The sequence below is a fragment of the Subtercola sp. RTI3 genome, assembly GCF_035018625.1.
GTDB classification, from domain to species: domain Bacteria; phylum Actinomycetota; class Actinomycetes; order Actinomycetales; family Microbacteriaceae; genus Subtercola; species Subtercola vilae.
Genome location: NZ_JASJXO010000059.1, coordinates 1 through 26,391, shown reverse-complemented (window position 1 = coordinate 26,391; position 26,391 = coordinate 1). Strand labels below are relative to the sequence as shown.

At 67.3% G+C, this 26,391-nt stretch carries 25 protein-coding genes and 1 pseudogene; 16 read left to right on the top strand and 10 right to left on the bottom strand.

Going from position 1 to position 26,391, the window contains the following annotated elements; all coding sequences use genetic code 11:
• Positions 1-436, bottom strand: a pseudogene (locus QN358_RS16455) (hypothetical protein); the annotation flags it as partial.
• Between the two features lie 72 nt (positions 437-508).
• On the opposite strand from QN358_RS16455, the gene QN358_RS16450 reads away from it, so the two are divergent.
• Together QN358_RS16450 and QN358_RS16445 are read left to right on the top strand one after the other, a co-directional pair.
• On the top strand, positions 509-739 hold the full coding sequence (locus tag QN358_RS16450) for a hypothetical protein (RefSeq protein WP_136640560.1): 231 nt from the start codon (positions 509-511) through the stop codon (positions 737-739).
• Between the two features lie 40 nt (positions 740-779).
• Positions 780-1,340 (top strand): hypothetical protein, encoded by a 561-nt coding sequence (locus tag QN358_RS16445; RefSeq protein ID WP_136640561.1) that lies wholly within the window; start codon positions 780-782, stop codon positions 1,338-1,340.
• Between the two features lie 110 nt (positions 1,341-1,450).
• Here the strand turns inward: QN358_RS16445 and QN358_RS16440 are convergent, their stop codons facing one another.
• Positions 1,451-3,733 carry a heavy metal translocating P-type ATPase gene (locus QN358_RS16440; protein ID WP_323512992.1) on the bottom strand — a complete coding sequence of 761 codons (2,283 nt, stop codon included), beginning with the start codon at positions 3,731-3,733 and terminating at the stop codon, positions 1,451-1,453.
• Positions 3,734-3,828: 95 nt separating this feature from the next.
• Between QN358_RS16440 and QN358_RS16435 the strand changes: the two genes are divergently transcribed.
• Genes QN358_RS16435 through QN358_RS16415 form a run of 5 tightly spaced genes read left to right on the top strand, consistent with a single transcriptional unit; the run spans position 3,829 to position 10,237 of the window.
• A complete protein-coding gene (locus QN358_RS16435; RefSeq protein ID WP_323512991.1) occupies positions 3,829-4,545 on the top strand; it encodes a response regulator transcription factor in 717 nt (238 codons plus the stop codon).
• Positions 4,542-5,972: a HAMP domain-containing sensor histidine kinase gene (locus QN358_RS16430; RefSeq protein ID WP_323512990.1), complete on the top strand. Its 1,431-nt coding sequence runs from the start codon at positions 4,542-4,544 to the stop codon at positions 5,970-5,972. The genes QN358_RS16435 and QN358_RS16430 overlap by 4 nt, the downstream gene beginning before the upstream one ends.
• Complete coding sequence (locus QN358_RS16425; RefSeq protein WP_136640669.1) at positions 5,972-6,619, top strand: DedA family protein; 648 nt, start codon at positions 5,972-5,974, stop codon at positions 6,617-6,619. The genes QN358_RS16430 and QN358_RS16425 overlap by 1 nt, the downstream gene beginning before the upstream one ends.
• Positions 6,620-6,633: 14 nt before the next feature.
• On the top strand, positions 6,634-7,977 hold the full coding sequence (locus tag QN358_RS16420; protein ID WP_136640564.1) for an aminotransferase class III-fold pyridoxal phosphate-dependent enzyme: 1,344 nt from the start codon (positions 6,634-6,636) through the stop codon (positions 7,975-7,977).
• Between the two features lie 34 nt (positions 7,978-8,011).
• Positions 8,012-10,237, top strand: coding sequence for a putative bifunctional diguanylate cyclase/phosphodiesterase (locus QN358_RS16415; RefSeq protein ID WP_161580319.1), 2,226 nt, complete (start codon positions 8,012-8,014; stop codon positions 10,235-10,237).
• 37 nt (positions 10,238-10,274) lie between these two features.
• On the opposite strand, the gene QN358_RS16410 is transcribed toward QN358_RS16415, so the two are convergent.
• The gene (locus QN358_RS16410; protein WP_323512989.1) at positions 10,275-11,495 is read right to left on the bottom strand and encodes an LCP family protein; all 1,221 of its coding nucleotides are present in this window, start codon (positions 11,493-11,495) and stop codon (positions 10,275-10,277) included.
• An 80-nt stretch (positions 11,496-11,575) separates the two neighbouring features.
• Positions 11,576-12,415: a DeoR/GlpR family DNA-binding transcription regulator gene (locus tag QN358_RS16405; protein ID WP_136640567.1), complete on the bottom strand. Its 840-nt coding sequence runs from the start codon at positions 12,413-12,415 to the stop codon at positions 11,576-11,578.
• 146 nt (positions 12,416-12,561) lie between these two features.
• On the opposite strand from QN358_RS16405, the gene galT reads away from it, so the two are divergent.
• Genes galT through galE form a run of 4 tightly spaced genes read left to right on the top strand, consistent with a single transcriptional unit; the run spans position 12,562 to position 16,947 of the window.
• Complete coding sequence (galT, locus tag QN358_RS16400) at positions 12,562-13,725, top strand: galactose-1-phosphate uridylyltransferase (protein WP_136640568.1); 1,164 nt, start codon at positions 12,562-12,564, stop codon at positions 13,723-13,725.
• Positions 13,722-14,957 (top strand): galactokinase, encoded by a 1,236-nt coding sequence (galK, locus tag QN358_RS16395; RefSeq protein ID WP_323512988.1) that lies wholly within the window; start codon positions 13,722-13,724, stop codon positions 14,955-14,957. The genes galT and galK overlap by 4 nt, the downstream gene beginning before the upstream one ends.
• Entirely contained in the window at positions 14,954-15,988 is a 1,035-nt protein-coding gene (locus QN358_RS16390; protein ID WP_323512987.1) for an aldose 1-epimerase family protein, read from the top strand. Before galK ends, QN358_RS16390 begins: the two co-directional genes overlap by 4 nt.
• The gene (galE, locus tag QN358_RS16385) at positions 15,985-16,947 is read left to right on the top strand and encodes a UDP-glucose 4-epimerase GalE (protein ID WP_323512986.1); all 963 of its coding nucleotides are present in this window, start codon (positions 15,985-15,987) and stop codon (positions 16,945-16,947) included. Before QN358_RS16390 ends, galE begins: the two co-directional genes overlap by 4 nt.
• Before the next feature lie 53 nt (positions 16,948-17,000).
• Here galE and QN358_RS16380 read toward each other — a convergent pair whose 3' ends face one another.
• Positions 17,001-17,660: a hypothetical protein gene (locus tag QN358_RS16380; protein WP_323512985.1), complete on the bottom strand. Its 660-nt coding sequence runs from the start codon at positions 17,658-17,660 to the stop codon at positions 17,001-17,003.
• Between the two features lie 24 nt (positions 17,661-17,684).
• Positions 17,685-18,188: a ubiquinol-cytochrome c reductase iron-sulfur subunit gene (locus QN358_RS16375; protein ID WP_136640573.1), complete on the bottom strand. Its 504-nt coding sequence runs from the start codon at positions 18,186-18,188 to the stop codon at positions 17,685-17,687.
• A gap of 128 nt (positions 18,189-18,316) precedes the next feature.
• Here QN358_RS16375 and QN358_RS16370 point away from each other — a divergent pair, with 128 nt between their 5' ends.
• Both QN358_RS16370 and QN358_RS16365 read left to right on the top strand, forming a co-directional pair.
• Positions 18,317-18,820: a sigma-70 family RNA polymerase sigma factor gene (locus QN358_RS16370; protein ID WP_416352018.1), complete on the top strand. Its 504-nt coding sequence runs from the start codon at positions 18,317-18,319 to the stop codon at positions 18,818-18,820.
• Positions 18,817-19,551 (top strand): anti-sigma factor family protein, encoded by a 735-nt coding sequence (locus tag QN358_RS16365; RefSeq protein ID WP_136640575.1) that lies wholly within the window; start codon positions 18,817-18,819, stop codon positions 19,549-19,551. The genes QN358_RS16370 and QN358_RS16365 overlap by 4 nt, the downstream gene beginning before the upstream one ends.
• A 63-nt stretch (positions 19,552-19,614) precedes the next feature.
• Here the strand turns inward: QN358_RS16365 and QN358_RS16360 are convergent, their stop codons facing one another.
• Positions 19,615-20,220 (bottom strand): histidine phosphatase family protein, encoded by a 606-nt coding sequence (locus QN358_RS16360; RefSeq protein ID WP_136640576.1) that lies wholly within the window; start codon positions 20,218-20,220, stop codon positions 19,615-19,617.
• Positions 20,221-20,361: 141 nt separating this feature from the next.
• On the opposite strand from QN358_RS16360, the gene QN358_RS16355 reads away from it, so the two are divergent.
• Positions 20,362-20,670 carry an ATP-dependent DNA ligase gene (locus QN358_RS16355; protein ID WP_136640577.1) on the top strand — a complete coding sequence of 103 codons (309 nt, stop codon included), beginning with the start codon at positions 20,362-20,364 and terminating at the stop codon, positions 20,668-20,670.
• A 30-nt stretch (positions 20,671-20,700) separates the two neighbouring features.
• Here the strand turns inward: QN358_RS16355 and QN358_RS16350 are convergent, their stop codons facing one another.
• From QN358_RS16350 to QN358_RS16340, 3 genes are all read right to left on the bottom strand, one after another.
• Positions 20,701-20,874: a hypothetical protein gene (locus QN358_RS16350; RefSeq protein ID WP_323512984.1), complete on the bottom strand. Its 174-nt coding sequence runs from the start codon at positions 20,872-20,874 to the stop codon at positions 20,701-20,703.
• A gap of 158 nt (positions 20,875-21,032) precedes the next feature.
• A complete protein-coding gene (locus tag QN358_RS16345) occupies positions 21,033-21,746 on the bottom strand; it encodes a GAF and ANTAR domain-containing protein (RefSeq protein WP_136640578.1) in 714 nt (237 codons plus the stop codon).
• Positions 21,747-21,755: 9 nt separating this feature from the next.
• Positions 21,756-22,487, bottom strand: a complete 732-nt coding sequence (locus QN358_RS16340; protein WP_136640579.1) for a GAF and ANTAR domain-containing protein — start codon at positions 22,485-22,487, stop codon at positions 21,756-21,758.
• 268 nt (positions 22,488-22,755) lie between these two features.
• Here QN358_RS16340 and QN358_RS16335 point away from each other — a divergent pair, with 268 nt between their 5' ends.
• Both QN358_RS16335 and QN358_RS16330 read left to right on the top strand, forming a co-directional pair.
• On the top strand, positions 22,756-23,661 hold the full coding sequence (locus tag QN358_RS16335; RefSeq protein WP_201799201.1) for a putative protein N(5)-glutamine methyltransferase: 906 nt from the start codon (positions 22,756-22,758) through the stop codon (positions 23,659-23,661).
• 84 nt (positions 23,662-23,745) lie between these two features.
• Complete coding sequence (locus QN358_RS16330) at positions 23,746-26,340, top strand: ATP-dependent Clp protease ATP-binding subunit (protein ID WP_136640581.1); 2,595 nt, start codon at positions 23,746-23,748, stop codon at positions 26,338-26,340.
• Positions 26,341-26,391 lie beyond the last annotated feature (51 nt).

The window sequence follows — 26,391 nt, the reverse complement described above, 5'->3', positions numbered from 1 at the left end:
AGATGTGTATAAGAGACAGCCGCCGCACGCCCCAGTCGAGCAGCCCCGTCAGCACCGGCGCCGATCCGAGCGCCACCAGGGTTCCGACGGCGACCCCGTTCTGGCTTGTGCCCGTGAAGAATGTGGGTTGGTACGCCGCCGCTCCGACCGCGCCCACGGCGACGAGCCCGAGCGAGGCCCAGCCCGCGCTGGCGGGGGCGTACGCGCGAGCCACCGCGCCTCTGCGATGGCCCCACACCAGCCCGGCCGCCGCCATGATCGCAAGCAGTGCCCCGCCGAACACGATGCGCGCGGCTCCGAGCGACAGTGCCGACGCGCTGTCGGCGCCGAGGGCCTGGGCGGTCCCGGTTGTTCCGAAGCAGACGGCGGCAGCCACCACGAAGAACGTCGGCGCCCAGCCCGCACCCGCGCGCCCGTTTCCCGTCTCCCCGGCCATGCCGCCGATTCTGGCACATCGCCGCGCTCGTCCCCGACCAAACCGTTTACGCGATCAGTGCGAAGATTGACTATGGCTGAAAATGGCGCACAGAACGAACCCGTGATGGCGGGGAGCACCGATGCTTCCGCCGAAGAGAAGGTGGCGGGTATTCTCGCGCAGGCTCGCCAAGACCACTCGGGTAAGCCCCACGCCGAGGTTCTCGAACACCTTCGTGAACGGTTCGAACAGGCTGAGGTGGAGATCGACGACGTCGCGATCACCCGGCACGCCCACGAGATCACCGCAGCTCCACGCGTCTGACCCCGGCGCCCAGCACAGTCATGGCCACGGGGCGCCCGTCATGCTGACCCCGTCGACCTGGCCGGGCTGGGTCAGGGGTGCACTGCTGGCCGCAGCGTTCTGCGCACTGTTCGTGCCCCACGTCGGAATTCTCACCGCCCTTGTGTTGGGCGGCGCGGCGTTGATCTCGTTCCGCACGAGCGCGGCGGTCGCAGCGAGCGACTCGCTGTTGCGGGCCGAACTACTGGCCGTGCCGCTGAACGACCCGGTGACGACGATCGAACTCGAGGTCGAGCATCCATTCGAGGCCACCGCCACCGCCCAGCACCAAGAAGGAATCTCGGCCGTCATCGAGGCTCGCCAGGCACTCTCCGACCCCGCTGAGCCGCTGTTCGCGGCCCTCGAGCTCGAACCGAACAACCCGTTCGACCCGAACGCCGTGCGCGTCGATCTGCTGCTGTTCTACGGATCGCACAAAGCCGGATACGTGCCCCCTGCCTTCACCGCCGGCTGGGCCGCACGCATCCGGCCGTATGCCCTCGATGCCTGCCAGGTCATCGTCTCGGCCACCGTGCTCGGCGACGGCTCGCGCGCCAACCCCTACCGAGTGCTCCTCGGCTGACCGGCGGGCCTCCGGATGCCCGCCTCCCACCTCCGCGGGCCGTCGAGTTTCCCCAGTCCGTCGTTCTGGCCCGGCTGAACCGACAGTCTGGGGAAGCTCGACCGCACCGTTCAGCCGCGTCGCGCGCCAGCCGCCAAGCGAGCAGGGTCGAGGTCGACCCGGCGCAGCAGTTGCGCGTTGGCCGCCACGATGATGGTCGACGCCGACATGAGAATGGCCCCGACCGCGGGTGACAGCACGAAACCCACCGGCGCCAACACGCCGGCGGCCAACGGCACCGACAGTGCGTTGTACCCGGCACCCCACACCAGGTTCTGCACCATCGTGCGGTAGCTGGCCTTCGAAAGCTGGATGACCGACAGCACTGCCCGCGGGTCATTGCCCACCAGCACCACCCCGGCCGACTCGATGGCGACATCTGTTCCGCCGCCGATCGCGATGCCCACATCGGCCCGAGCCAGCGCCGGAGCATCATTCACCCCGTCACCCACCATCGCGACCTTCTGCCCCCGCGCCTGTAGCTCCGCGACCTTCGAGTCTTTGTCTTCGGGCAGCACCTCGGAGAAGACTTCGTCGATTCCGAGCTGGGCGGCCACGGCGTTCGCCACCGTGTGCGAATCGCCCGTGATCATCGCGACCCGGATTCCCCGCGCATGCAGCGCGTCGACCGCCTCGCGCGACTCGGGCCGCACACCATCTTCGAGCGCAAACGCGCCGAGCACAGTCGCAGGAACCGCCGCGCCACCGTCGTCCGCCGCACCGCCACTGATCACGTACAGCACGGATGCCCCGCGCCCAGCCCACTCGGCCGCGGCCTCAGCCAGATCGCCGGGCACTGCCGCCCCGCTCGCCCGCAGCAGCGCCGGCCCACCCACGCTCACCAGCACTCCATCGACCACTGCCTGCACCCCCCGCCCCGTCAGCGACCGGAACTCACGTGCCCGCATTCCGCCGTTCCCCCCGCCAACCACCCCGCCAACCATTCCAGTCGGCGAAGTTTTCGGGTCGACAGCGCCGACACCCGCAAACTCCGCCGACTCGACGCCGATGCGAGCCGCCGGGGCCGCAGAAACAGCAGCCGCAACAGAAACCGCCGCCGCCCGCACCAGGGCCCGCGCCACAGGGTGCTCGCTGTCGGCCTCGACCGCCGCCGCCAACGCGAGCAGAGCCGCGGTGTCGTACCGCGCGTCGCCCGACCGGGCATCCGTCACGGCCGGCTCACCCCGCGTGAGCGTGCCGGTCTTGTCGAACAGCACCACGTCGATGCTCCGCATGCGTTCGAGCGCGAGCCGGCTCTTCACCAGCACCCCCGCCCGGGCCGCCCGCTCGGTCGAGATGGCGATCACCAGCGGAATCGCCAGCCCCAACGCATGGGGGCACGCAATGACCAACACCGTCACCGTGCGGGTCACGGCGTCGTCGGGAGTGCCGACGAGCATCCACACCACGAACGTGAGCACACCGGCGCCGGCCGCGTAGGAGAACAGCCACGCCGCAGCCCGGTCGGCCAGGGCCTGCGCGCGCGAACTCGAGTTCTGTGCGTCGGCGACCAGGCGCCGGATGCCCGCCAGCGCGGTGTCGTCTCCGATGGCTGTGACGCGAACGCGCAACGCGTTGTTGGTGGCCACGGTTCCGGCCACGACCCGGTCGCCCGGTTCGCGTCGCACGGCCACCGATTCGCCCGTCACCATGGATTCATCGACCGCCGCCGCACCCTCCACAATCGTGCCGTCGGCCGGTATGCGTGCCCCCGACCGCACCAGCACCACGTCGCCGACCGTCAGCTCGCCGACCGCAACCTCTTCGACGCCGGTGTCGGTGCCATTGCCGTTGTCGGTGTCAGTGACGCGCTCGGCGGTGTCGGGCAGCAGGGCCGCGAGGGCGTCGAGGGCTCCGGATGCCGCGCCGAGCGCCCGCATCTCCACCCAGTGCCCCAGCAGCATGATCGCCACGAGCAGAGCGAGCTCCCACCAGAAGTCGAGGTCGAACGTGCCGATGCGCAGCGTGGTGACCCAGGAGGCGATGAAGGCCACGCTGATCGCCATGGCGATGAGCAGCATCATTCCGGGCTGGCGCGAGCGGATCTCGGAGAGCCCGCCCGTCAGGAAGGGCCAGCCGCCGTAGACGAAGATGATCGTGCCAAGTACGGGGGAGATGAGGCCGGCGCCCGGAAAGTCGGGCACGCTGTACCCGATGATGCTCGCGAACATGGAACTGAAGAACACCGTCGGCACCGCCAGCACCAGCGTCAGCCAGAATTTGCGCCGAAACTGCGCCGCATGGTCGCCGTGCCCGCCGTGCCCGCCATGCCCCTGACCAGTGTGGTCGTGCCCGTGCCCGTGCCCATGCCCTGCGTGGCCGTGATCGTCGTGCTCTGCATTCGGCGTCGTCATAATGCCTCCCACCGCCGAATATATACCCCAGGGGGGTATCTCTCAACCCCGTCGCTGTGAGTTTTCACAGACATCCGCCTTCCACAGGCTGTGCGGTGCGCTCTCGTGCGCCCATAATCAAAGCGGGAAGGATTCGTGTGAAACTGCTGGTCGTTGAAGATGAGGATGAAATGGGGGCCCTTCTCGCCAAGGGCCTCATCGCCGAAGGGTACGAGGTCGACCGGGTTGCGAATGGCATCGACGGGCTCATTTCGGCTGGCAACACGCACTACTCGGCGGCGATCGTCGACGTGATGCTGCCGGGCATGAGCGGTTTCGAGTTCTGCCGCCGCATGCGAGCCCAGAACGCGGCTGTGCCCATTCTGCTGCTCACCGCCCGCGATGCTGTCGACGACCGTGTGAAGGGTCTCGACGCCGGCGCCGACGACTACCTCACCAAGCCGTTCGCTTTCGCTGAGCTGACCGCGCGCATCCGGGCCCTGCTTCGTCGTGAGACGGTCGGGCCCCACATCGCGCTCTCGATCGGCTCGCTCACCATAGACAGCCACAACCGCAAGGCGTCGGTCGGCGGCCAGCCGCTCAGCCTCAGCCCGAAAGAGTTCGACCTGCTGCGACTGCTGGCCGACAAATCGGGCTCGGTGCTCAGCCGTACCGAGATTCTCGACGATGTTTGGGGTCGCACCGAGCACATCGACGCGAACGTCGTCGACCAGTACGTGAGCTACCTGCGCCGCAAAATCGACCCTCTCGGCTCTGACGTGTCGATCGCCACCCGGCGGGGAATCGGGTACGGGCTGGAGGTCACTGCGTGAGGCCGTTCCGGCAGCTCTCGATTCGCCTTCGGCTGACGCTTGGCGCTCTCGTGATTGCCGGAGTGTTCTTCGCCGGAACCGCCTTCGTCGTGCGCCTGCAGGTCGAGCATATTCTCGCGAACTCCACGGTGATGCTGCTGCAGAGTGACGCCGACCCGTACGTGCAGGCCATCGCAGACAACAAGGGGGCCGCGCTCGAGGCGCCGGCGCAGGGCCAGCTGCTCACTGTGCTGAACCCCGCCGGTGTCGCGGTCAAGTCGTCGTTGCCCCCAGAGCTGACACCGCAGCTCGCTGACATCGTCGCGGCGCGCGCTGCCACCCAGAGCATCACGACCCCGAACGCCGAGTACCTGGTCGTATCGCGGGCCGTGAAGGCGAACGACGGTGTCTGGCACGTGGTCACCGCACGCAACGAGCAGGCGGCGGAGCTGTCGCTGGCGAACCTCACCACCGCGCTGGTGGTGGGGTTGGTCATCCTCACCCTTCTGTTCGCCGGCGGAGCCTGGCTGCTCGCCTCCGCGGCAATCGCCCCGGTGTCGTCGATGCGCCGCACGGCCGTGATGCTGCGCGAGCGAACAACGACCGAGTTGCTGCCGGTGGGCCCGGCCCGCGACGAACTCTCGGCGCTCGCGGTCACGCTGAACGAGCTCATCATCGATCTGAGGGCCTCGGCCGACCGCGAGAAACAGCTGGTCTCCGACGCGAGCCACGAGTTGCGCACACCGCTGGCGATTCTGCAGACCCAGCTCGAGCTGGCGCACCTGAGCGCGGGAGACTCGACGGCACTGCTCGCCGAGATCGAGTCGGCTGAGAGGCACGTGAAGCGGCTCACGGTTCTGGCGGCCAGCCTGCTCGAACTCACCCGCATCGAGGGCATGCAGCCCAACGAGTCGTCGCCGGTATCGCAGATGGCCGACGAGTTGGTCGACGCCATCGACCGGGCGCGCATGCTCAGCACCGGCTCAGCCGTTCTCGTCGACTACGAGGTCGCCGAGCTCTCTGGCGCGTCTGTCGCCCTGTCGAGACACAACTTCGGGCGCATCGTCGACAACCTGCTGGGCAATGCCATTGCGGCGATCGGCAGTTCTGGCACTGTTCGCGCCGAGCTCCGGATGCTCGACTCCCGCCTGTGCCTTGACATCACCGACTCGGGCCCGGGTATGTCTGCCGCCTTCATTCCGCTCGCGTTCGACCGCTTCTCTCGTGAAGACCAGTCGCGCACCGGTTCGGCCGGCCCTGCGAACGCCGTCGTCGGCACCCGGGGCGTCAAAGGAAATGCCGGTCTCGGGCTCTCGATCGTCTGGGCGCTGGTATCGTCGGCCGGAGGCACGGTGACCCTCGCGAACAGGTCATCGGGCGGCCTCAGGGTGGCGGCCAGCATTCCCACCATTGTCAGTGTCGCCCGAACAGAGAGGGCCGCCCCGTGATGTTCGAAGCCCTGAATCCAATCAGCCCCGAGCAGGTCATCTCGGCCACCGGGCCGTGGGCGCTGGTGGTGGTGTGCGCCATCGTCTTCGCCGAGACGGGGCTGCTGATCGGGTTCATTCTGCCCGGTGACACCCTGCTCTTCTTCACCGGGCTGCTGACGTTCACCGGGGTGATCCAGGCTCCGCTCTGGCTGGTGCTGCTGTCGATCGCGTTCGCGGCGGTACTCGGCGACCAACTGGGATATCTGATCGGGTACCGGGCAGGGCCGCGCATCTTCGAGCGCAAAGACTCGGGTTTCTTCAGCACGAAGAACGTCGAACGTACTCAGGGCTTTTTCACCCGGTTCGGTGGAGCGGCCGTGATCGTGGCTCGCTTCATCGCGGTGGTGCGCACCTTCGCCCCTGTCGCGGCGGGCGTCGGCAAGATGCACTACGCGAAGTTCCTGCTCTACAACGCCATCGGCGGAGTGCTCTGGACCTTGCTGGTGGTGCTGCTGGGCTACTTTCTCGGCCACATTCCGGGCGTGGCCGATGTGGTGACCCGTTACATCGACGTGGTGATCGGCGGCATCGTGCTGATCACCATTGTGTCGGCCCTTGTGCAGTACCTGCGCACGCGTCGGAAGGCCGCCAAAGCGGGCGACTAATCTAAGCTCGACCTATGGCTTCTTCACCCTTCACTGTCTCCCAAGAACGCAAGATCGTCACCGAGCTGCCCGGCCCGAAGTCGAAAGAGCTGCATGCCCGTCGGTTGAAGACCGTCTCGCGCGGCGCCGGCACCCTCGTCGACATCTACATGGATCACGGTTCAGGCGCCATTCTGGTTGACGTCGACGGCAACCAGATCATCGACCTCGGCTGCGGTATCGGTGTGACCACCATCGGTCACGCGCATCCCGCCGTCGCCGCCGCGGCCAGCGCGCAGGCGTCGAAACTCACCCACACACTGTTCACGGTGACCCCGTACGAGAACTACCTGCGAGTGGCCGAGAAGCTCGCCGAGCACACCCCCGGCGACTTCGAGAAGCACTCCATCCTGGTGAACTCAGGAGCCGAGGCGGTGGAGAACGCGGTGAAGATCGCCCGCAAATTCACCGGCCGTCGCGCCATCGCCGCACTCGACCACGCCTTCCACGGTCGCACCAACCTCACCATGGCCATGACCTACCGCCCGTTCCCCGAACGCGCCGGCATGGGGCCGTTCCCGGGCGAGATCTACAGCGTGCCCACGAGCTACCCCTTCCGCGACCCCGAGGGCATGACCGGCGTCGAGGCGGCCGAGCGCACCATCGACTACATCAACACGCACATCGGGGCCACTGAGCTCGCGGCGTTGTTCGTCGAGCCCATCCAGGGCGACGGTGGCATCGTGATTCCGGCCGAGGGCTTCTTCGAGACGCTCAGCGCGTTCTGCACGGCGAACGGCATCATGTTCGTGGCAGACGAGATCCAGGCCGGTATTGCCCGCTCGGGTGCGTGGTACTCCATCGAGCACTCGGGCGTCGTGCCCGACATGATCACGAGCGCCAAGGGCATCGCCGGCGGTTTTCCGCTCGCTGCCGTGACCGGTCGCGCCGACGTCATGGATTCGGTTCAGCCCGGCGGCATCGGCGGCACCTTCGGCGGCAACCCGGTGTCGACGGCCGCGGCGCTTGCCGTGTTCAAGCTGATCGAAGACGAGAACCTGATCGGTGAGGCGCAGCGCGTCGAGAAGGCGTTCTTCGCCCGCATCGGCGACTGGGCCGAGAAGTTCTCGGTGGTCGGTGAGGTGCGCGGCAAGGGCGCGATGTTCGGGGTCGAGCTCGTGCATCCGGGAACCAGGAAGCCCAACCCCGAGGCCCTCACCGCCGTGATCACGCACGCCACCATCAACGGTGTCATCGTGCTCGATGCCGGCAGCTGGGACAGCGTGTTGCGGTTCTTGCCGAGCGTCGTCATCAGTGACGAGCTCATCGACGATGCGGCGACAGTCATCGAAGAGGCGCTGGCGAAGCTCTCGGTCTGAGAGACGAGAGCGCCAGTTTGAAAGAGAGGCAGCGATGCCGAACGAGCACGGTGGTCGCCCTCGGCCGCGGTTGAGGGCGAAGAACCTGCGCCAGGGTAGTGAGCGGGCGAAGCGGCAGGGCAGCGCTCGAGCAGCTGCACTGTCGGCGTCAGCCGAAGCGGTTGCCGAGGCTCGTTTTCAGAGCGTTCTCGAGAGCGAACTGCGTCTGCGCCTGCTGCTCGAGCAGCTGCCAGACGTACTGATGTTGGTGGTCGACGACGAGTTGCGGTACCAGCGCATCAGTGGTGCCGGTGACGTCTTCGCGCGCGAACGCAGTTGGCAGGGCAAAACCCTGTTCGAGGTGTCGAATTCCGAGAATGTGGCCATTCTCGAGAAGGCCTTTCGCGATGCCTTGGCAGGCACGCGGTCGACGGTGAGTGTCACTGCCACATTGTCGGGTCGCGAGTCAGAGGTCACGAGCGTTCCCTTTGTTGTCGGGGGCAAGCGCCAGGCTCTGATCGTGGTTCGCGATGCCACCGACACGCGCGGGCGCGAAATGGCACTGCGCCTGGTCACCCAGCAGTTCGAGCAGCTGGTTCAGGAGTCGCCCACCGGCATCGCGCTGGCCGATACCGAGGGCCGCATCGCGCTGGTGAACGACGCGTTCTGTGTGCTGTTCGGCCGCCCGAGCCGCGAGCTCGTCGACACCTCGGCTGCCGAGCTGCTGCCGATGATGCACCCAGAGCCCGCCGGCGGGGCTGGCCCCCACGACTCTGGCCTCCACGACGCCAACTGGGTTGCCGCCCTGATCGACTCCGGCGCCGAGCGGGTGAATCGCCAGATCCTGCTGACGGCGGGGCTCGTCGAGAAGCGCGCCGACGTCACGGCAGTGGTGCTCCGCGACGTGTCGGGTGAGCCCACCTCCGTTCTCATCAATGCGTACGACACCTCGGAGCAGCACCGCTACCAGGAGCATCTCGCCTACCTCGCCGCGCACGACGCGCTCACCGGGCTGCCCAACCGCACCGAATTCGAACGGCTGCTCGACGAACACCTCGACAACTGCCGCTGGGGCTCCGACGCGGGTGCGGTTCTGGTTCTCGACCTCGACAACTTCAGGGAGATCAACGACAGTCTGGGCCACGGGGCCGGTGACGACTTCATCGTGGCCATGGCGGCGTTGCTGTCCCGCTGGATCCGCTCGACCGATGTCGTGGCGCGCATCGGCGGCGACGAATTCGCGGTGCTGCTCACAGCGGGCGACCGGGAGCACATTGAGACCGCCGTACGAATGCTGGTCACGCTGGTGCGAGACGGATTTCAGAACTTCCCGGCGTACGAAGAGGCGAGCCTCACCCGTCGCGTGACGGCAAGCGTGGGTGCCGTCGCGGTGACCAGCGAGGGCACCAGCTCGGCTGAGTTGCTCTCTGACGCCGACCTCGCGATGTACGACGCGAAGACGTCGGGTCGCAACGGCTACAGCTTCTTCGACAGCTCGCAGGTGCTCGCCGCCAGGGTGTCGAACCAGTTCAACTGGAAAGAGAAGATTCTCGCGGCCATCGAGAACGACAACCTGGTGCTGCACGCCCAGCCCATTCTCGACCTCAACACCGACACCATCTCTTCGCTCGAGCTGCTCGTTCGCATGATCGACGCCGACGGCGGGCTCATCGCCCCCGGCGAGTTCATCGCGGTCGCCGAGCAGACCGGCCTCGCCGTGATGCTCGACGAATGGGTCGTGAGCCACGCACTTGAGAGTCTCACGCAACTGCAGCAGATCGCTCCCGCCATCAAGGTGCACGTCAACCTTTCGGGCCGTTCGGTGGGAGACCTCGAATTCGCGGCGTTCATCGAACGGCGTATCGACGAGACGGGGGTGGATGCCACGGGCCTGGTGCTCGAGCTCACTGAAACCGCTGCCGTCTCGAGCCTCGACAGCGCGCAGGCGTTCATGTCGCGCCTGACCGCCCTCGGCTGCGTCTTCGCACTCGACGACTTCGGTGTCGGATACGGTTCGTTCTACTACCTCAAACACCTGCCTTTCGGCATCATGAAGCTCGACGGCGAATTCGTCTCCGGCAGCGACCGCGACCCGCTCGATCGCCTGGTGATGTCGTCGCTGGTGTCGATCGGCAAAGGTCTCGGCAAGTTCACCATTGCCGAGTTCGTCGAAGACGAGGCCTCACTCGACCTCCTGCGTGAGCTCGGCGTCGACGGTGCTCAGGGCTACCACATCGGGCGCCCGGCCCCCCTCGCCACCTTCTTCCCCCAGCTCACCTGACCCACCCACGGTCTTCGTTTAGCGAAAAGCTGGCTGGCTAGTTGGCCACGGCGCAGGTCTGCTCGTCGGCAGTCTGGCCGGTGACACCGGCGATGACTGCTGAGGTGGAGGAGGGGGAGGGAGCGGGTGTCGCGGCCGGCGTGGCCGCGTCGGTGGAGCTGGGGGTGGAGCTGGAGCTGGGTGAAGGCGTGGGAGTGACCACCGCCGACCCGATGCCCGTCGAGTCGCTGTCGAGAGTGAAGGGCTGGTCGCTCGAGATCTTCGCGAAGAGCTCGTCGGCCACATCGACAGTGGGAATCACCTTGCCGGGGTAGTTCGCGTTGCCGGTGGTGCCCGGGTACTGCACGAAGACCAGTTTCGTGAGGTCGATGTCTTTCAGCGCGAGGGCGAGCGACACCATCGCATCCGGGCTCGCGAGCGACGTCGACAGGCTGATGTTGTTCGCCGCCGCGCTCGCCAGGCCGTAGAGCTTTGTCACGTCGGTGAGGGTGTTGGCGCTCTTCAGTGTGCGCACCAGTGACGACAGGTACTGCTGCTGGGACGAGATGCGCGAAAGGTCGCTGCCGTCGCCCACGCTCTCGCGGGTGCGGAGAAACGCGAGGGCGTCGGCGCCCGACACGACGGTGGTGCCCTTGGGCAGGTCGAGCCCCGAGTCCTTGTCGAAGATGGCGTTGTTCACGCACACCGGCACGCCGCCGACGGCGTTCGTCATCTCGATCACACCGTTGAACGAGATGAGCCCGGCGTACGGAATCGTCAGCCCGGTCAGTTTCTCGATCGTGGTCTTGATGCAGGCCAGCCCGCCCCGTTCGTACCCGGTGTTCAGCGGCTCATTGCGGGTGGCGTCGTACGCGACCTTCGTCGTCGGGTCGGTGCAGGCCGGATGATTGACGATCAGGTCGCGCGGAAAGCTCACGACCACGCCGCTCTTCTGGTCTGCTGACACGTGCAGCATGATGTTCACGTCGTTGAGTGTCGCGTCGCGCTTGCCGAACGAGTCGCCCTGTTTCGCGTCGTTGTCGGTGCCCACGATGAGCACGTTGAACCCGCCCACGAACGCGCCCACGTGCGGCTGGCTGCCGCCTTCGCCGGTGCCGCCCGAGATGTCGACGGCGTTCGCGCTGATCTTCGACGCGATGCTGGTCACGGCGATGGCGGCGACCGAGACGCCGCTGACGAGCACCACGGCCAACGCGATGGCGACGACCTTCAGCACTCGCGAGGCCCCGGGGGCTGGCGGGCGCTTGGCGTGTCTCATCGAATCCACCTGTCTCATCGAATCCATCCGACGAGTTTACTCATCGGCTGCGAAGGCCGGCGAGAACGATCAGGGGTCTGTCAGAAGGTGGCGGCGGTGGCCGGTGAGGTGATGACGAGCAGACCGGCCGATTCGAGTGACGCGGTGAGGTCATCCAGAGCCGGGTCGGCCGTCTCGGGCGTGCCCGTGATGAGGGCGTCGAAGTCGCTGAGCTGGCCGATGGTTCCGAGGTGCACCTGGCCCAGTTTGCCGGTGTCGGCGATCACGACCGCCCGGCTGGCCGACGCGAGCATGAGGCGCTTGATGTCGGCCTCTGGCAGGTTCAGGTTGGTCACGCCGTGGGCGAGGTCGACTCCGTTGCAGCCGATGAAGGCGATGTCGGCGTGCAGGCCCTGCAGCATCGACGACGCGAGCGGCTCGACCAGCGAGTGCTGCAGCGGGCGCAGGGTGCCGCCTGTGACGATCACGCTCAGCCTCGGGATGCCCGGCTCGAGCGCCAGTGCAATGCTGAGGCCGTTCGTCACCACCACGACGTCGCTCAGGTCGTCGCGGGCCACGAGCGCCTCAGCTACCGCCAACGCGGTCGAGCCCACGTCGAGCAGAACGCTCTGGCCGGGGCGTACCAGGCTCGCCGCGAGCTGCCCGATGAGGCGCTTCTCGGCGGTCGACGCTTCGAGCGACTGCTCGAACGTGGGTTCGTGTTCGAGGCGTGGGCTCCGGATGACCGCGCCGCCGTGCACCCGGCGAATGAGGTGTTGGCGGTCGAGCAGATCGAGGTCGGCCCGAATGGTGACGCCAGAGACGCCGAAGGTGTCGCCGAGTTCGCCCACGCGCGCAAAACCGCGCTCGTCGATGACGGCCAGCATGCGTTCGCGGCGAACGGCGGGGGGCAGCTGGTCGTCAGGGCCGGGATCGGTCATGTCTTCATGGTCGCTGGCTTGCGGTTTATTGTCAATTGACAAAGAAAAGAAAGTCATCACCGCGGGTGCGCCCGTGGTCGACGTACGATACTTTGGATTGTGAAAGCCGTCTCGGTCGCCTGTGTTGTGAAAGCGAAAGTACTGATATGAGTTCCCTGCCCTCTGAACCCGCTGAAGCGCTGTCGCTCGTCGGGGGCAGGCCCATCGTCAAACGCCCTTACGTTCTCGCCGATGGCCGCGAACTCATCTACTACGACGACGCCGACACCACGCTGCCGGCCTTTCGCGCCGCCGACGAGCGAGAGCTTGACCCGAGGCCGCCCACCGCGGAGATGCGCCAAGACGCACTCACCGGCGAATGGATCTCCATCGCGGCCGCGCGCAACAACCGCGTCTTCCTGCCGCCGGCGAACCTCGACCCGCTCGCGCCGCAGGCCCCCGACAACCCCTCCGAGGTTCCGAGCCTGTACGACGTGGCCGTGTTCGAGAACCGCTCGCCGTCGTTCGGGCCTGAGCTCGCGACACCGGGGGTGGCGTCTGTCGCCGGTGACCACTCGGTGGGGCTCGGGCGGGTGCGGGCATCCATCGGCCGGTGCGAAGTGGTGTGCTTCAGCCCCGAGCGCGAAGGCTCGTTCGGCACGCTGCCCACCTCGCGTGCGCGTACGGTGATCGAAGCGTGGGCCGACCGCACGAAGGTGCTCTCGGCGATGCCCGGTATCGAGCAGGTGTTTCCGTTCGAGAACCGTGGTGAGCAGGTGGGTGTGACGCTGCACCACCCGCACGGGCAGATCTACTCATACCCGTTCGTTTCACCGCGCACTGAGCGCCTGATCGCGTCGATCGATGCTTATGGACCCACGCTGTTCGCCGACATTCTGGCGAGCGAGCAGCAGGGCGAGCGTCTCATTGTTCAGGGCGAGCACTGGAGCGCGTTCGTTCCGTTCGCCGGGCGCTGGCCCATCGAAGTGCACATTCTGCCGCACCGTCAGCTGCCCGATCTGGCGGCTACGTCGTCGGCCGAGCGTGACGAGCTCGCCGTGCTCTACCCCCGGGTTCTGCGCGCCATCGATGGGTTGTACCCCACGCCGACGCCGTATATCGCGGGCTGGCACCAGGCGCCGGTCAATTCGCACCGCGACGAGATCAGGCTGATGCTGCAGATCACGTCGCCCCGCCGCGCGGCCGACCGGTTGAAGTTTCTGGCCGGCTCGGAGTCGGCCATGGGCGCCTTCATCGGCGACGTACCGCCCGAACGCACGGCCGAAGCACTCAGAACCAGCTACGCCGAGGCCGAAGGGCGCGAACGATGAGCGCGAAACACACTGACACCACGTTCGACGCGGCTGCGGGCCAGAGCGACGTGCGCACGGCGCTCGCTACCGAGTTCGAGAAGCGCCACGGTCAGGCGCCCGACGGGCTCTGGTCGGCGCCGGGCCGGGTCAACCTGATCGGCGAGCACACCGACTACAACGCCGGTTTCGTGCTGCCCTTCGCCATCGACCGGCGCGCGTGGGTGGCGTTGGCGGGCCGCGACGACCAGCTCGCACGGGTCTCGTCGACCTTCTCCGAGGAGACGGTCGAGATCGACCTGGCCGACCTGGCGCCCGCTGCGCTCGACGGATGGTCGGCGTACCCGCTCGGCGTGGCTTGGGCGCTCCTCGCCCGGGCTGGCACAGCCGACACTGCCGCCGCGAGCGACCTCGCCCGCCGGGGCTTCGCGCTGCACATCCACTCCGACGTGCCCATCGGGGCCGGCCTGTCGTCGTCTGCCGCCATCGAGTGCGCCACCGTCGTGGCCCTGAACGAGTTCTGGGGCCTCGGCTTCGAGCCCGAAGAACTCGCTGCCGTGGGCCAGGTCGCCGAGAACCAGGCCGTCGGCGCCCCCACCGGCATCATGGACCAGACCGCCTCGATGCTCGGCCGCGCCGACGCGGCCGTCTTCCTCGACTGCCGCAGCCTCGAGAGCCAGTCGATCGCCCTCGGCCTTGACGCCGCGGCACTCGAGATACTGGTGGTCGACACCAAGGTCACCCACGCGCACGCCACGGGCGGGTACGCAGCCCGCCGGGCATCCTGCGAACTGGCGGCCCAGACCCTCGGTGTGCCCACCCTTCGCGAGCTGACCGTCGACGACCTGCCGCGCATGCAGCGGCTGCTCGACGACGTGACCTTTCGGCGCGCCCGCCACGTCATCACCGAGAACGCCCGCGTCGAAGAGACCGTGCGCCTGCTCACCGAGGCGGGCCCGAACGCCATCGGGTCGCTGCTTGACGCCTCCCACGTCTCGATGCGCGACGACTTCGAGATCTCGGTGCCCGAACTCGACCTCGCCGTCGAAGTTTCGTTGGCCAGCGGCGCCGTCGGTGCCCGGATGACCGGCGGCGGTTTCGGCGGAGCAGCCATCGCGCTCATTCCGCGCTCGCTCCGGCCCGCTCTCGAAGCCGCGCTGGTCGAAGCCTTCGCTGCCCGAGGTTTTGACCGCCCTGATCTGTTCGTCGTGCAGCCCTCTGACGGCGCGACCATGAAAGGCCACCACGTATGAGTACCGCCAGTACCGCCAGGGCCGCAGATACCGCCCTGCCCACCGGATCCCAGTTCGAGCTGAGCTGGGCCCAGGGTGAGCACCGAACCCGCGCCGTGGTCACCGCCGTGGGCGCCACCCTGCGCGTACTCGAGGTCGACGGTACTGCGCTCATCGAGGGTTTCGCCGAGACCGCCGCTCCGCTCTTCTGCGCCGGCCAGATTCTCGTGCCCTGGCCGAATCGGGTTCGTGACGGCCGCTGGACCTACGACGGCCGCGACCTGCAGCTGCCGCTCACCGAGCCCGACCGCGGCAACGCGCTGCACGGTTTCCTGTTCGCGCTGCCGCATGAGCCGATTTCACAGAGTGACTCGTCGATCACCCTGCGTGCCGTCATTGCCGCAAGCGACGCCTACCCGTTCACCCTCACCGTCGACACCACCTACACGGTCGGGCCCGACGGCCTGACGGTGAGCCATGACATCCGAAATGACGGCGAGGCCCCCGCGCCGGCCGCCATCGGCGCCCACCCCTACTTTCGCATCGGCGATGTGCCCACCGAGCAGCTCACGATCACGGTCAACGCCACCATGCGGGTGAGCGTGGATGCCCGGCTGAACCCCACCGGCACCGCCGCCGTCGCGGGTACCGCGTACGACCTCTCGCAGGGCGCGGTCGTGGGAACCCTCGATCTCGACACCGCCTATTTCGGTCTCACCCCGGGTGCCGACGGCACCTACCGGCACACCATCGCCGCGCCCGACGGCCGCCGTATCGAGCTCTGGGGCGACCAGAACTACAAGCACACCCAGGTCTTCACCACCCAGATCTTTCCCACCCCTGCGGGCCTCGGCTGGGCGGTCACGGTCGAGCCGACCACGGCACCGCCCGACGCGCTCAACACCGGCGAAGACCTCCGCTGGATCGAGCGCGCCGACACCTGGCACTCCACTTGGGGTATCACGTTCGTCGCGGCCGCAGCAGAGTCCGAAGCCGCAGCCGAGCCCGACACCGCAGCAGCCCCCGAAGCACCCGAAGGAGAATTTTCATGACGTGGTTGGTGACAGGCGGGGCCGGCTACATCGGCTCGCACGTGGCACGTGCCTTTCTTGACAGCGGCATCGACGTGGTCGTGATCGACGACCTCTCGAGCGGGCACGAGGGCTTCGTTCCCGAAGGCGCCGTGCTCGAGCGGGGCTCGCTGGTCGACGCTGGCTTCGTCGAGCGGGTCTTCGACGAGCATCCGGTGACCGGAGTCGTGCACCTCGCCGGCTTCAAGTACGCGGGGGTGAGCGTTCAGCGCCCGCTGCACACCTACACCCAGAACGTCACGGCCACCGTGAACCTGCTGTCTGCCATGCAGAACCACGACGTACCGTCGATCGTGTTCTCGTCGAGTGCGGCCGTGTACGGCAACGCCCCGGCCGAGTTCGTCACCGAGGCCACCGCCACCACGCCCGAGTCGCCGTACGGCGAGACCAAGCTCATCGGCGAGTGGCTGATCGCCGACCAGGCCGTGGCATCCGGCCTTCGGCACACCGCTCTGCGGTACTTCAACGTGGTCGGGTCGGCGACCCCTGTCGTGAGCGACACCAGCCCGCACAACCTGTTCCCGCTCGTCTTTCGCGCGCTGTTGGCCGGCCAGACCCCGAAGATCTTCGGCGACGACTACCCCACGCCCGACGGAACCTGCGTGCGCGACTACGTTCACGTCGCCGATGTGGCGGCCGCCCACGTTGCGGCCGCCCAAAAGCTCGACGCGGGCGAGACGCTCGCCCCGGCCTACAACCTCGGCAGCGGTTCTGGCGTCTCAGTGCGCGAGATCATGAGCGAAATGGCGGCAGTGACCGGCATCGACTTCACCCCCGAAGTTCTCGCCGCCCGGCCGGGCGACCCTGCACGCATCGTCGCATCGGGCGAACTCGCCATGGGCGACGGGCTCTGGATGCCCCACCACACCCTCACCGAGATGATCGCGTCGGCCTGGCAGGCCGCTACCCACGCGGGCTGACCCGCCCGTCTCTGGGTTGCTACTTCGTCGCTGCCGCTACTTCGTCACTGTCGCTATTTCGGGTTTTCGCTGAACGAGCCCTGCCACACAGCACTCGAACCCGACTCACCGATCTGAACGACTTTGTAGAACGTTCCGGCCGAGATGCCGACGCCGGCGACGATCAGTACGATCGACACCACCAGAGACACAGCGAGGCTGGCTCGGCGCCGAGGATCGGCTGCGGATTCAGCGGTGACCGCTGCTGAAGCTGCCGCTGCCGAACCGTTCAGGCCCGAAGCGGCCGGGCGTGCATCCGCTCGCGTGGCACCCCCCGTTTCGCCGCCCACGGGCACCGGTTCGCTGACCCGCCGCACGGGTGCGTCAGGAAACGCCTTCGACGCCGCGAAGAATCGGTACCAGCCCCAGATCACGAGCGATACCAGAAACTGCGCGATGGCCCACGGCAACAGCGTGTCTCCGAGCGCCACGTGTGCCGCGATGAGCGGGGTGGCTCCCACCCGTTGCTGGAGCCACTCGCCGGCGTTCGTCGCAAGCGGCACACTGAGCAGCCCGAGCAGCGTGACGATGGGGGTCACGATGCCAAGCTTTCGCCGGAACGCTGGCCACACCGCTCCGGCTGCCGTCATCAGGGCCCCCGCGGGAATCACGATGACGACGAAGTGCACGAGCAGAATGTGGAGGGGAAGGCCGTTGATCTCGTAGGGCAGCATGCTGGTCTCCTGGGGGGTTCTGCTCTAGGAAGCGACGATGGAGTCGCCCGACACGGCAACGGCGATCTTGCTGAGCCCGGTCTGGGCCGGCCCGTGGGTGACACTTCCCGAACTGAGGTCGAAGGTCGACCCGTGGCAGGGGCATGCGAAGTCGGTCTGTGCGAAGGCGACCGCGCAGCCCTGGTGGGGGCACACCGAGCTGAAGGCGACGACCTCGCCGGCGGTGGGCTGCGCCACCAGAATCGACTTTCCTTTGAAGGTGACCGTCTTTGCCTGGCCCACCGGAACATCTGCCAGCTTGGCGACTTCGGTGCCACCCGCAGCGCTTCCGCTCGAGGTCGCGGGCGCTTCGGCGGCGGCTGTGCTGGGCGCCCCGGTCGGCGCGGCGGTGCTGCCGGCGGCCGCCCCACCGGTGTTCGTGTTGTCGGTGGGTGCGCACGCGGCCAGCACCAGGGCGCTCGCACCGAGCACACCCGCGCTTCCGGCGGTGAGAACGACGCGGCGGGTGACGGGAGATTTCTCGGTCATAGTGTTCCTTCTGCGAGGGGTGGCTGAGACACTGCTACCCGTATCTACGATAAGACGCGTGGTTTCGTTCACCGACCAGTGAACTTTTTCGCTGGGTGTTTCGTATGTACAGGTGGAGGTGCGTTGGCGTGGATGACCAAGCCCAGGTGTTGCGTTCGCTGCACGATCAGCATGCCCCAGCCCTGCTGCGGTTCGTCATCCGGTTGACAAGCGACAGGGAGTGGGCCGAAGACGTGGTGCAGGAGACGCTCTTTCGGGCCTGGCGTAGCCCGCGCATCCTGCAGAGCGAACAAGACTCCGTGCAATCGTGGTTGTTCACCGTGGCGCGAAACCTGGTCATCGACGACTGGCGGAGCGCCCGCTCGCGCCACGAGATCGCCACCGATGCGCCGCCCGAACGGCTGAGCGTCGATCACACCGACACCGTTCTGCAGGCCTGGCTGGTCTCCGACGCACTGCGTGAGCTCTCGCGCGAGCACCGCGAGGTGGTGGTGCACTCGTTCTACGGTGGCCGGTCGGTTGCCGAGATCGGCGAGCACCTCGGCATTCCCGAGGGAACGGTCAAGTCGCGCCTGCACTACGGCCTGCGCGCGTTGCGGCTCGTTCTGCAGGAGAAGGGGGTGACAAGGTGACGCCCGACGATCGGTTCGCCGAATGGGATGCCGCCTACGTTCTGGGCGCGCTGGCGCCCGCCGAACGCCATGAATACGAACAGCATCTCGCTGAGTGCCCCGCGTGCAAGGCCGCACTGGCCGAACTCGCCGGTGTGCCGGGCCTGCTCGCCACCCTCAGCGCCGCCGAGGGTGCTGCCCTACTCGAAGCACCACCGGCAGGGCTCGAGGATGACCGGCTCACCGTGCTGCCGACCCTGCTTGCCCGGGCCCGTCGACATCGCACCCGCACCAGGGTCGTGGCGTCGGCCGCTGCTCTCGTCGCGGTAGCGGCGGCGGTTTCTCTCACGCTGGTCATTTCTCTGGCGGTGTCGCCGCAGTCACGCGTTCAGGCAGCGCCGACGTCGTCGCCCACCCCCGGTGGCGATCCCGCCAATTCGGTGGTCTTCGATCAAGAGATACCGAGCCCCCTCACCGCCGTGGCGACGTTCGCGGATGAGCCGTGGGGCACTCTGATCGAGTGGAAGTGCACGTACGGAGGCGGCAGCCAACCCGAGCAGGCGTATTCGAGGGGCTACGCCATGGTCATCACCGATCGGGCCGGCCTCAGCACGCAGGTGGCCACGTGGAGCTCGGGCCCGGGTACCGTGGCTCTGCCGACCGCCACCACGAGCATCCGGCGCGCCGACATTGCCTCTGCCACCATCATTGCCACCGACAGTGGCCAGGTGCTGCTGCGCGCAGAGCAGTAGCACCGCCAGGCGCCCCCGCGCGTTCGCGGTGGGTGCAACAGGGCGGCCCCGAGGCGGGCCCTGTCAGCCGACCGCTACCGGTTCGAACGGCGCACCGTTGACGACCGAGATCGACCACGCATCGGCTGCGGCGCTATCGGCGCTGGGTTCGTGGTGCAGCAGGCAGTGGCCCGCGTTCGTGATCGTCGTGATGGCGCTGCCGCTCAACTCGCTGAGGGCCAGCCGAATGAGGGTGCCGTGCGCAACGACGATGACCCGCGCACCCGGGTACTCTGTGGCGATGCGACCGAGGGCGGCGGTGGCCCGAGCGGTGACGTCTGCTTCGGTCTCGGCGCCCTGAAAACCGCCCGGAATGCGAAGGGCCCGCAGCTCGTCACCGTCTTGCATGCCTTCGGCGGGCCCGTAGTCGCGCTCGACCAGCTCGGGAACCACCGTGCTCACTTCGATACCCAGTGTGCGGGCGATGATGCTCGCACTTTCACGGGCCCGGGAGAGCGGAGAGCACACCACAAAATCCCACGGCTGACCCTGCAGCAGCTCGGCGGTAGCCAGAACCTGGCCGCGGCCCACGTCGTTCAGAGCGATGTCTGAGCTGCCCTGCAGGCGGCGCTCAGCGTTCCAGTCGGTTTCACCGTGACGAACGAGGGCAAGAGTGGTTTGCTGATTCACCCCTCCAGTCTGCCATTAGCGCATGCCAAAATGCCGGTCAACCCCCTAGGCGCTGGCGCAGAAGACGTTCGTTGGTTGAATATGGTCTAGGTATAGCGCTACAGGGAACGACCTCTGCGAGCATGGTCGGAGGAAGTAAACGTGGGAAAACTCATCTACGGCAATGCCAGCATCGAGACCTTCTTCGATGACCGGGTTCTTGCGCACCTGCAGATCGTCATCGGTGCGAAACTGCGACGCAGAGAAAGCTTCTTCTTTTCGTGGAAAGACGATGCCGACACGGGGTCGGGCCGTTCGAGCCTCTGGATGGACGCCTCGGTGCCGCTCTACTTCAAATACTTCGGTAGCAAGACGCCAAGCATCAACCGCGAGTGGGTTCGCCAGCTGTCTGACTCGGCGAACAGCGGCTCGGGTCTCTACTACATTCCCGAGCCTGACGCCCAAGGCTAGCCGCAGGCGCCCGTCGGGGTGCTGGCCGAATCAGACCAGGCCCCAGTCGAAGTCGTCTGCGAACGTGCGGTAATCCTCCGGCGCGAGGTATGGATGCGCCCGGTGCGGGCCAGCACGATCGCCCGCCCCGCCGACCGGTTCGGGTTGGCCGGTTTCGTCTGGGCCCTCGGCAGCGGTATCGGTCTCGTGTGAACGAACGATCATGTGAACCTCGACTCAGGCGTGTCAATGACACTGACGAAGCCGAGGTCTTGGGCTTTCTTCACGCTAGCACCGGGCCCGGCCGTGAAGGTCAGATCAGAGTTTCGGGGCGGCGCCTTGATGTGCGGTGGAGTCTGGCGTAGGTGGGGCGGCGTGTCAGGTCAGAGAATGATGGTGCGCTCCACGACGCGCCCAGCAAGATCGGTGAGCGAGAGCGAATTCGAGCGCGCGTACTCCCGCAGAACCGAGAACGCACCGTTCATGTCGATGTTCTTCGACTGGGCGATGACACCCTTCGCCTGTTCGATGATCACGCGGCTGTCGAGAGCCCGCTGCAACTGTTCCCGGGTCAGTTCGCTCTGTCTCATTGCTCGTTCGTGAACGATGCCGATGGTCGCCACGTCGGCAAGCGCTTGGGCCGCGGCCGCATCGTTGCTGTTCAGGGCCCCGGTTGTCTCGCGAAAGAGGTTCAATGCACCCATCGTGAAGCCGCGCAGGCGCAGCGGCACCGCGTGCACCGAGAGAAAGCCCTGTTCGAGCGCGCCTTCGCGAAAGACATGCCAGTCGTCGCGAAGCTCACGCACGTCGGGTACCGAGACGACCTTGCCGGTGATGTAGCACTCGACGCACGGGCCGAGACCCGCACGCAGTTGAAGAATCTCGAGCAGACGGCTGCGCTCGTTGGTCGAGGCGACCACTTCGAGCACATTTCCTTCGTCGGCGAGCAACAGGCCGACCGCCGCCGCATCGAGGACTGTTGCGCAGGTCTCCACCAGGGTCTGCAGAAGATCGACGACGTCGTACCCCACCACCAGCGTGTCAGCCAGGGAGACAAAAGATGCGGCGAGGAGCCCTTCGCGGGTTTGCTCCGTCATAACTTGATCCTACGACCGCTCTGATGCGGGAAGGAAGTCGAGTCGACGCGCCACCACGTCGTGTGCGACTTCGCGTACGGTTCGCCCCGATGAGAATGCGTGGGCGCGCAACAGCAACATGGCATCGGTCGCCGGCACCTGCAGTTGGGCGATGATCATGCCTGTCGCCTGGTGAACCTGTTTGCGGGAGAACCCGGGGCTGGGGTCGGCGTCGACGTCACGGGTGTTCTGCGAGTCGTCGGCCAGCACGCGGCGCAGAACCTGCCAGGCTGCGATCTCGCTGAGGGCCGTCACGTCGTCGAGTTCTGTCTTGCTGATACTGCGCGCCGAATTCGAGTAGAAGTCGATCGAGCCGATGTCGAGGGCGCCGAGCGTGAGTGGAAACGCGTAGAGCGCACCGATGCGGTAGCCGCGGAGCGCCTCGGCGAAGACAGGCCAGGCGGGGTGCTTCTCGACCGCGAAGTTGTCGGCGATGACGGGTCTGCGCGTCGAGAGGGCCTCCCAGCACGGGCCCTCGCCCAAATCGATCTGAAGCTCATCGATCTTGGCGGCAGCGTCGTCGCTGGCACAGATCGTCGAGACGCCGAGCCCGCTGCCGATGGTCGACACCGCGGCACCCGTCACCGGCAGAACGCGCAAGAAAGGGCCGCAGAGATCGGCAGAGGTGACGGCCCGGCCTCCGCCGCGCTGTGCACGGGAGAGCTCTTCGAGTGCCTCGCTGAAGACGGCCCTGTCGGTCATCTTGCCGTGCCCCTCGATCTATTGTGTTGTGAAGATCGGTCGCGTTGCGCGCCGGTGGAGCGTGCGAAGCACCCTCAGCCGCGGTAGGGCGACTTCGCCATCGCGATGCCCGCGACGATCCCGGTGATGCCCACGCCAACCGTGATGAAGGCCAGCAGGCCAATGAGTAACCCGGTCATTTCTGATCTCCCCTGAGAATGTCGACTGCGTTGTTCCAATGTACCTCGCCAAAGCCCACTGCATCTCTTCCCGACTAGCATTGGCTGCCATGCACGAGCACCTGCCGGCTGCGCCCGCTGAGGCGTCGCTCCTCCGAGACACGATCGTGGCGCGGCTCCGCGCAGCCGGTTGCGTCTTCGCCGAAGACGAGGCCGACCTGCTGCTCGAAGGGGCGGGCACCCCGGCCGAGCTCGAGGAGCTGGTGGTTCGGCGGGTGCAGGGCATCCCGCTCGAGCACCTCGTGGGCTGGGTGGAGTTTCTCGGGCAACGGCTGGCCGTCGGGCCCGGGGTCTTCGTTCCGCGGCGGCGTACGCAGCTGTTGGCGACGCTGGCCGTTGCGGCGGTTGCGGCGGCTGCTGCCGAGACGCTCTCCGCTGCCGCCACGCCCGACCGCGGCGCCGAAGTGGCGCGGGTGGTGCTGGTCGAGTTGTGCTGTGGGGTGGCGGCGGTGGCGGCATCCGTTCTCGCCGAGGTCAGCGAAAGTTCTGTCGCCAGCGAGACAGCTGGCGCCCCGATGAAACTCGAGGTGTATGCGGCCGACATCGATCCGGCTGTGCTCGAGTACGCCCGGCGCAACCTGGGCGCGGGTGCCACCGTGCTCATCGGCGACCTCTACGAGCCGCTGCCCGCGCATCTGCGGGGCCGGGTCGATGTGATCGTGGCGAACGCGCCATACGTTCCCACCGAGGCCATCGCGCTGATGCCGCCAGAGGCGAGACTGTATGAGTCTGCGACGGCACTCGACGGAGGCGACGACGGGCTCGACCTGCATCGCCGCATCGCCGCTGAGGCTCCTGCGTGGCTCGCGCCCGGGGGGCGACTGCTGGTGGAGACGAGCGCCGTCCAGGCTCCGCTGACGCTCGCTCTGTTCGAACGGGCGGGTCTGGTCGCCCGCATCGTGACCCTCGACGAACTCGACGCGACGGTCGTGGTAGGCACCATCGCGGCGCGGTGACGAGAATTTCTGCGTTCGTGGGAATGCATTGGCCTGCACGACGTTAAGTTGAGTCGAAGGCACTCAAGTTTCACAGGAGGACGCATGCCGACCTACTCAGACCACGACGCATCGGGCACCAGCTCGTTCGACGAATTTCTCGCCCGCTACCTGCAGGGCGAGCAGCGAGCCCAGCAGGGCCGCCCCATCGACATCAGCCGACTGCTCAGCCGCCGCACCCACGAGGTGCTGGCAGAGGCCGGCCGGTTCGCGCTCGAGCACGGCCACAGCGAGCTGGATGCACTGCACATCCTGCGCGTCATCGCCGAGCAACAGCCCGCGGCCGACGCCATCTCCCGCGTCGGATCAGACCCCGCCGCGGTGGCCGCTGCCGCTGAGCAGCGCCTGCCCCAGGCCTCGACCGAGCGCACCGATTCCGCGCCGGTACTGACCCAGTCGGCCCAGCGCGCACTGTTTCACGCGTACCAGGTGGCCCGGGCATCCGGTTCGACCTACATCGACCCAGAACACCTCTTCTTTGCACTCGTCATCGCCGGCGACACCCCGGCCGGTCAGGTGCTGAGCGCGGCGGGCGTCACGCCCGAAGCACTGCAGGCGGGGCTTCGCGACGGCGGGCTCTCGGGCGCGTCCGACACGAACGCGGCCGGCAACGCGGCTGGTTCTGCCGGGGCGAACGATGTCGGCCGCTCGACCGAGTCAGACACCCCCACCCTCGACACGTACGGCACCGACCTCACCGAGCTTGCCCGCGAGGGCGACCTCGACCCCGTGATCGGGCGCGCTGACGAGATCGAGCAGACCATCGAGATTCTGTCGCGCCGCACGAAGAACAACCCCGTTCTGATCGGCGAGGCCGGCGTGGGCAAGACCGCCATCGCGCAAGGCCTCGCGCAGGCCATCGTCGACGGCGGTGTGCCCGAGCAGTTGCGTGGCAAACGCGTCATCTCTCTCGACCTGCCCGCAATGCTGGCCGGCACCAAGTACCGCGGCGACTTCGAAGAGCGCCTGACAAAGCTGATGAACGAGATCAGCGCCCACAAGGCCGACCTCATCATTTTCATCGACGAGCTGCACACCGTGGTGGGCGCCGGCGGTTCGGGTGAGGGCGGAATGGACGCGGCGAACATCCTGAAGCCCCGGCTCGCCCGCGGCGACCTGCACGTGGTCGGTGCGACCACGCTGAAGGAGTACCGCTCCATCGAGAAAGATCCCGCGCTCGAGCGGCGGTTCCAGCCCGTTCAGGTGGGCGAGCCGAGCATCGAAGACGCAGTGCTGATTCTCGCCGGGCTGAAGCCGGCCTACGAAGAGCACCACGGTGTTCGGTACACCGACGCGGCCATCCGGGCCTCGGTCGAGCTGTCGTCGCGGTACATCAGCGACCGTTTTCTGCCAGACAAGGCCATCGACCTGATCGACCAGGCCGGCGCGCGGCTGCGCCTAAAACTGGGTTCGCGCTTCGACGCGTCGACCCTGCTCGAGCAGCTCGCCGAGCTCGAGGCGTCGAAGAACTCTGCCGTGGCGGCCGAGCACTACGAAGAGGCATCGCGCCTGCGCGACGAGATCGTGGGCGTGCACACCAAGCTCGCCTCGGTGGGGTCGACTGAGGCACTGGATGCCGCGGCCGTCGTCGACGAGAACGAGATCGCTGCCGTCATCAGTCGGGCCACGGGCATCCCGGCCAACCGGCTCACGCAGGTCGACCGTGAGCGCCTGGCGCTGCTCGAGACCGAGCTGCACTCCCGCGTGATCGGCCAAGACGACGCGGTGTCGGTGGTGGCCAAGGCCGTGCGCCGCAACCGTACCGGTATGGGCGACCAGAATCGGCCCGTCGGCAGCTTTCTCTTTCTCGGCCCCACCGGGGTCGGTAAGACCGAGCTTGCGAAGACGCTCGCCGGGTCGCTGTTCGGTGACGAGAAAGCGATGCTGCGCTTCGACATGAGCGAGTACGGCGAGCGACACACGGTGTCGCGGCTGGTCGGTGCCCCTCCCGGGTACGTCGGGTACGACGAGGCGGGCCAGCTCACCGAGCGTGTTCGCCGCAACCCGTACTCGGTGATCCTGTTCGACGAGATCGAGAAGGCGCACCCCGACGTGTTCAACCTGCTTCTGCAGGTGCTCGACGACGGTCGCCTGACCGACGGACAGGGTCGCACGGTCGACTTTCGCAACACGGTGATCATCATGACCTCGAACCTCGGTTCGGAGTTTCTGGCGAGCCGCGGCGGCGCGATCGGCTTCGTGGCCGACCCGACCGCCGGCGGCGGTTTCGGCAGCGACAAGGCGCTGCGCGACCGCGTCATGGGCAAGCTCCGCGAGGCCATGCGCCCCGAGTTCCTGAACCGCATCGACGAGATCGTGCTGTTCAGAAAGCTCGAGACTACGCAGTTGCGCGCCATCGTGACACTGCTGCTCGGTGCCACCCGCGCCCGCCTCGCAGGCCGCTCGATCTCGGTGACCGTCACCGACGAAGCCATCGACTGGATCGCCGACAACGGCTACGAACCCGAGTACGGCGCCCGGCCGCTGCGCCGCGTCATTCAACGCGAAGTGGATGATCGCATCGCCGACCTGCTCGTCACCGGTGCCCTCGCCGACGGCGGTTCAGTGACCGTCGACGCCCTCGCCGGCCGCCTCACCGTGTCGGCCGGCCTCGCCGCGGAGCTGCCGCTCGCGGCCTGACGCCCCCGTCTGACCGCCCCCGCCGCCCTCCTCCTCCTCCCACCCCACCCC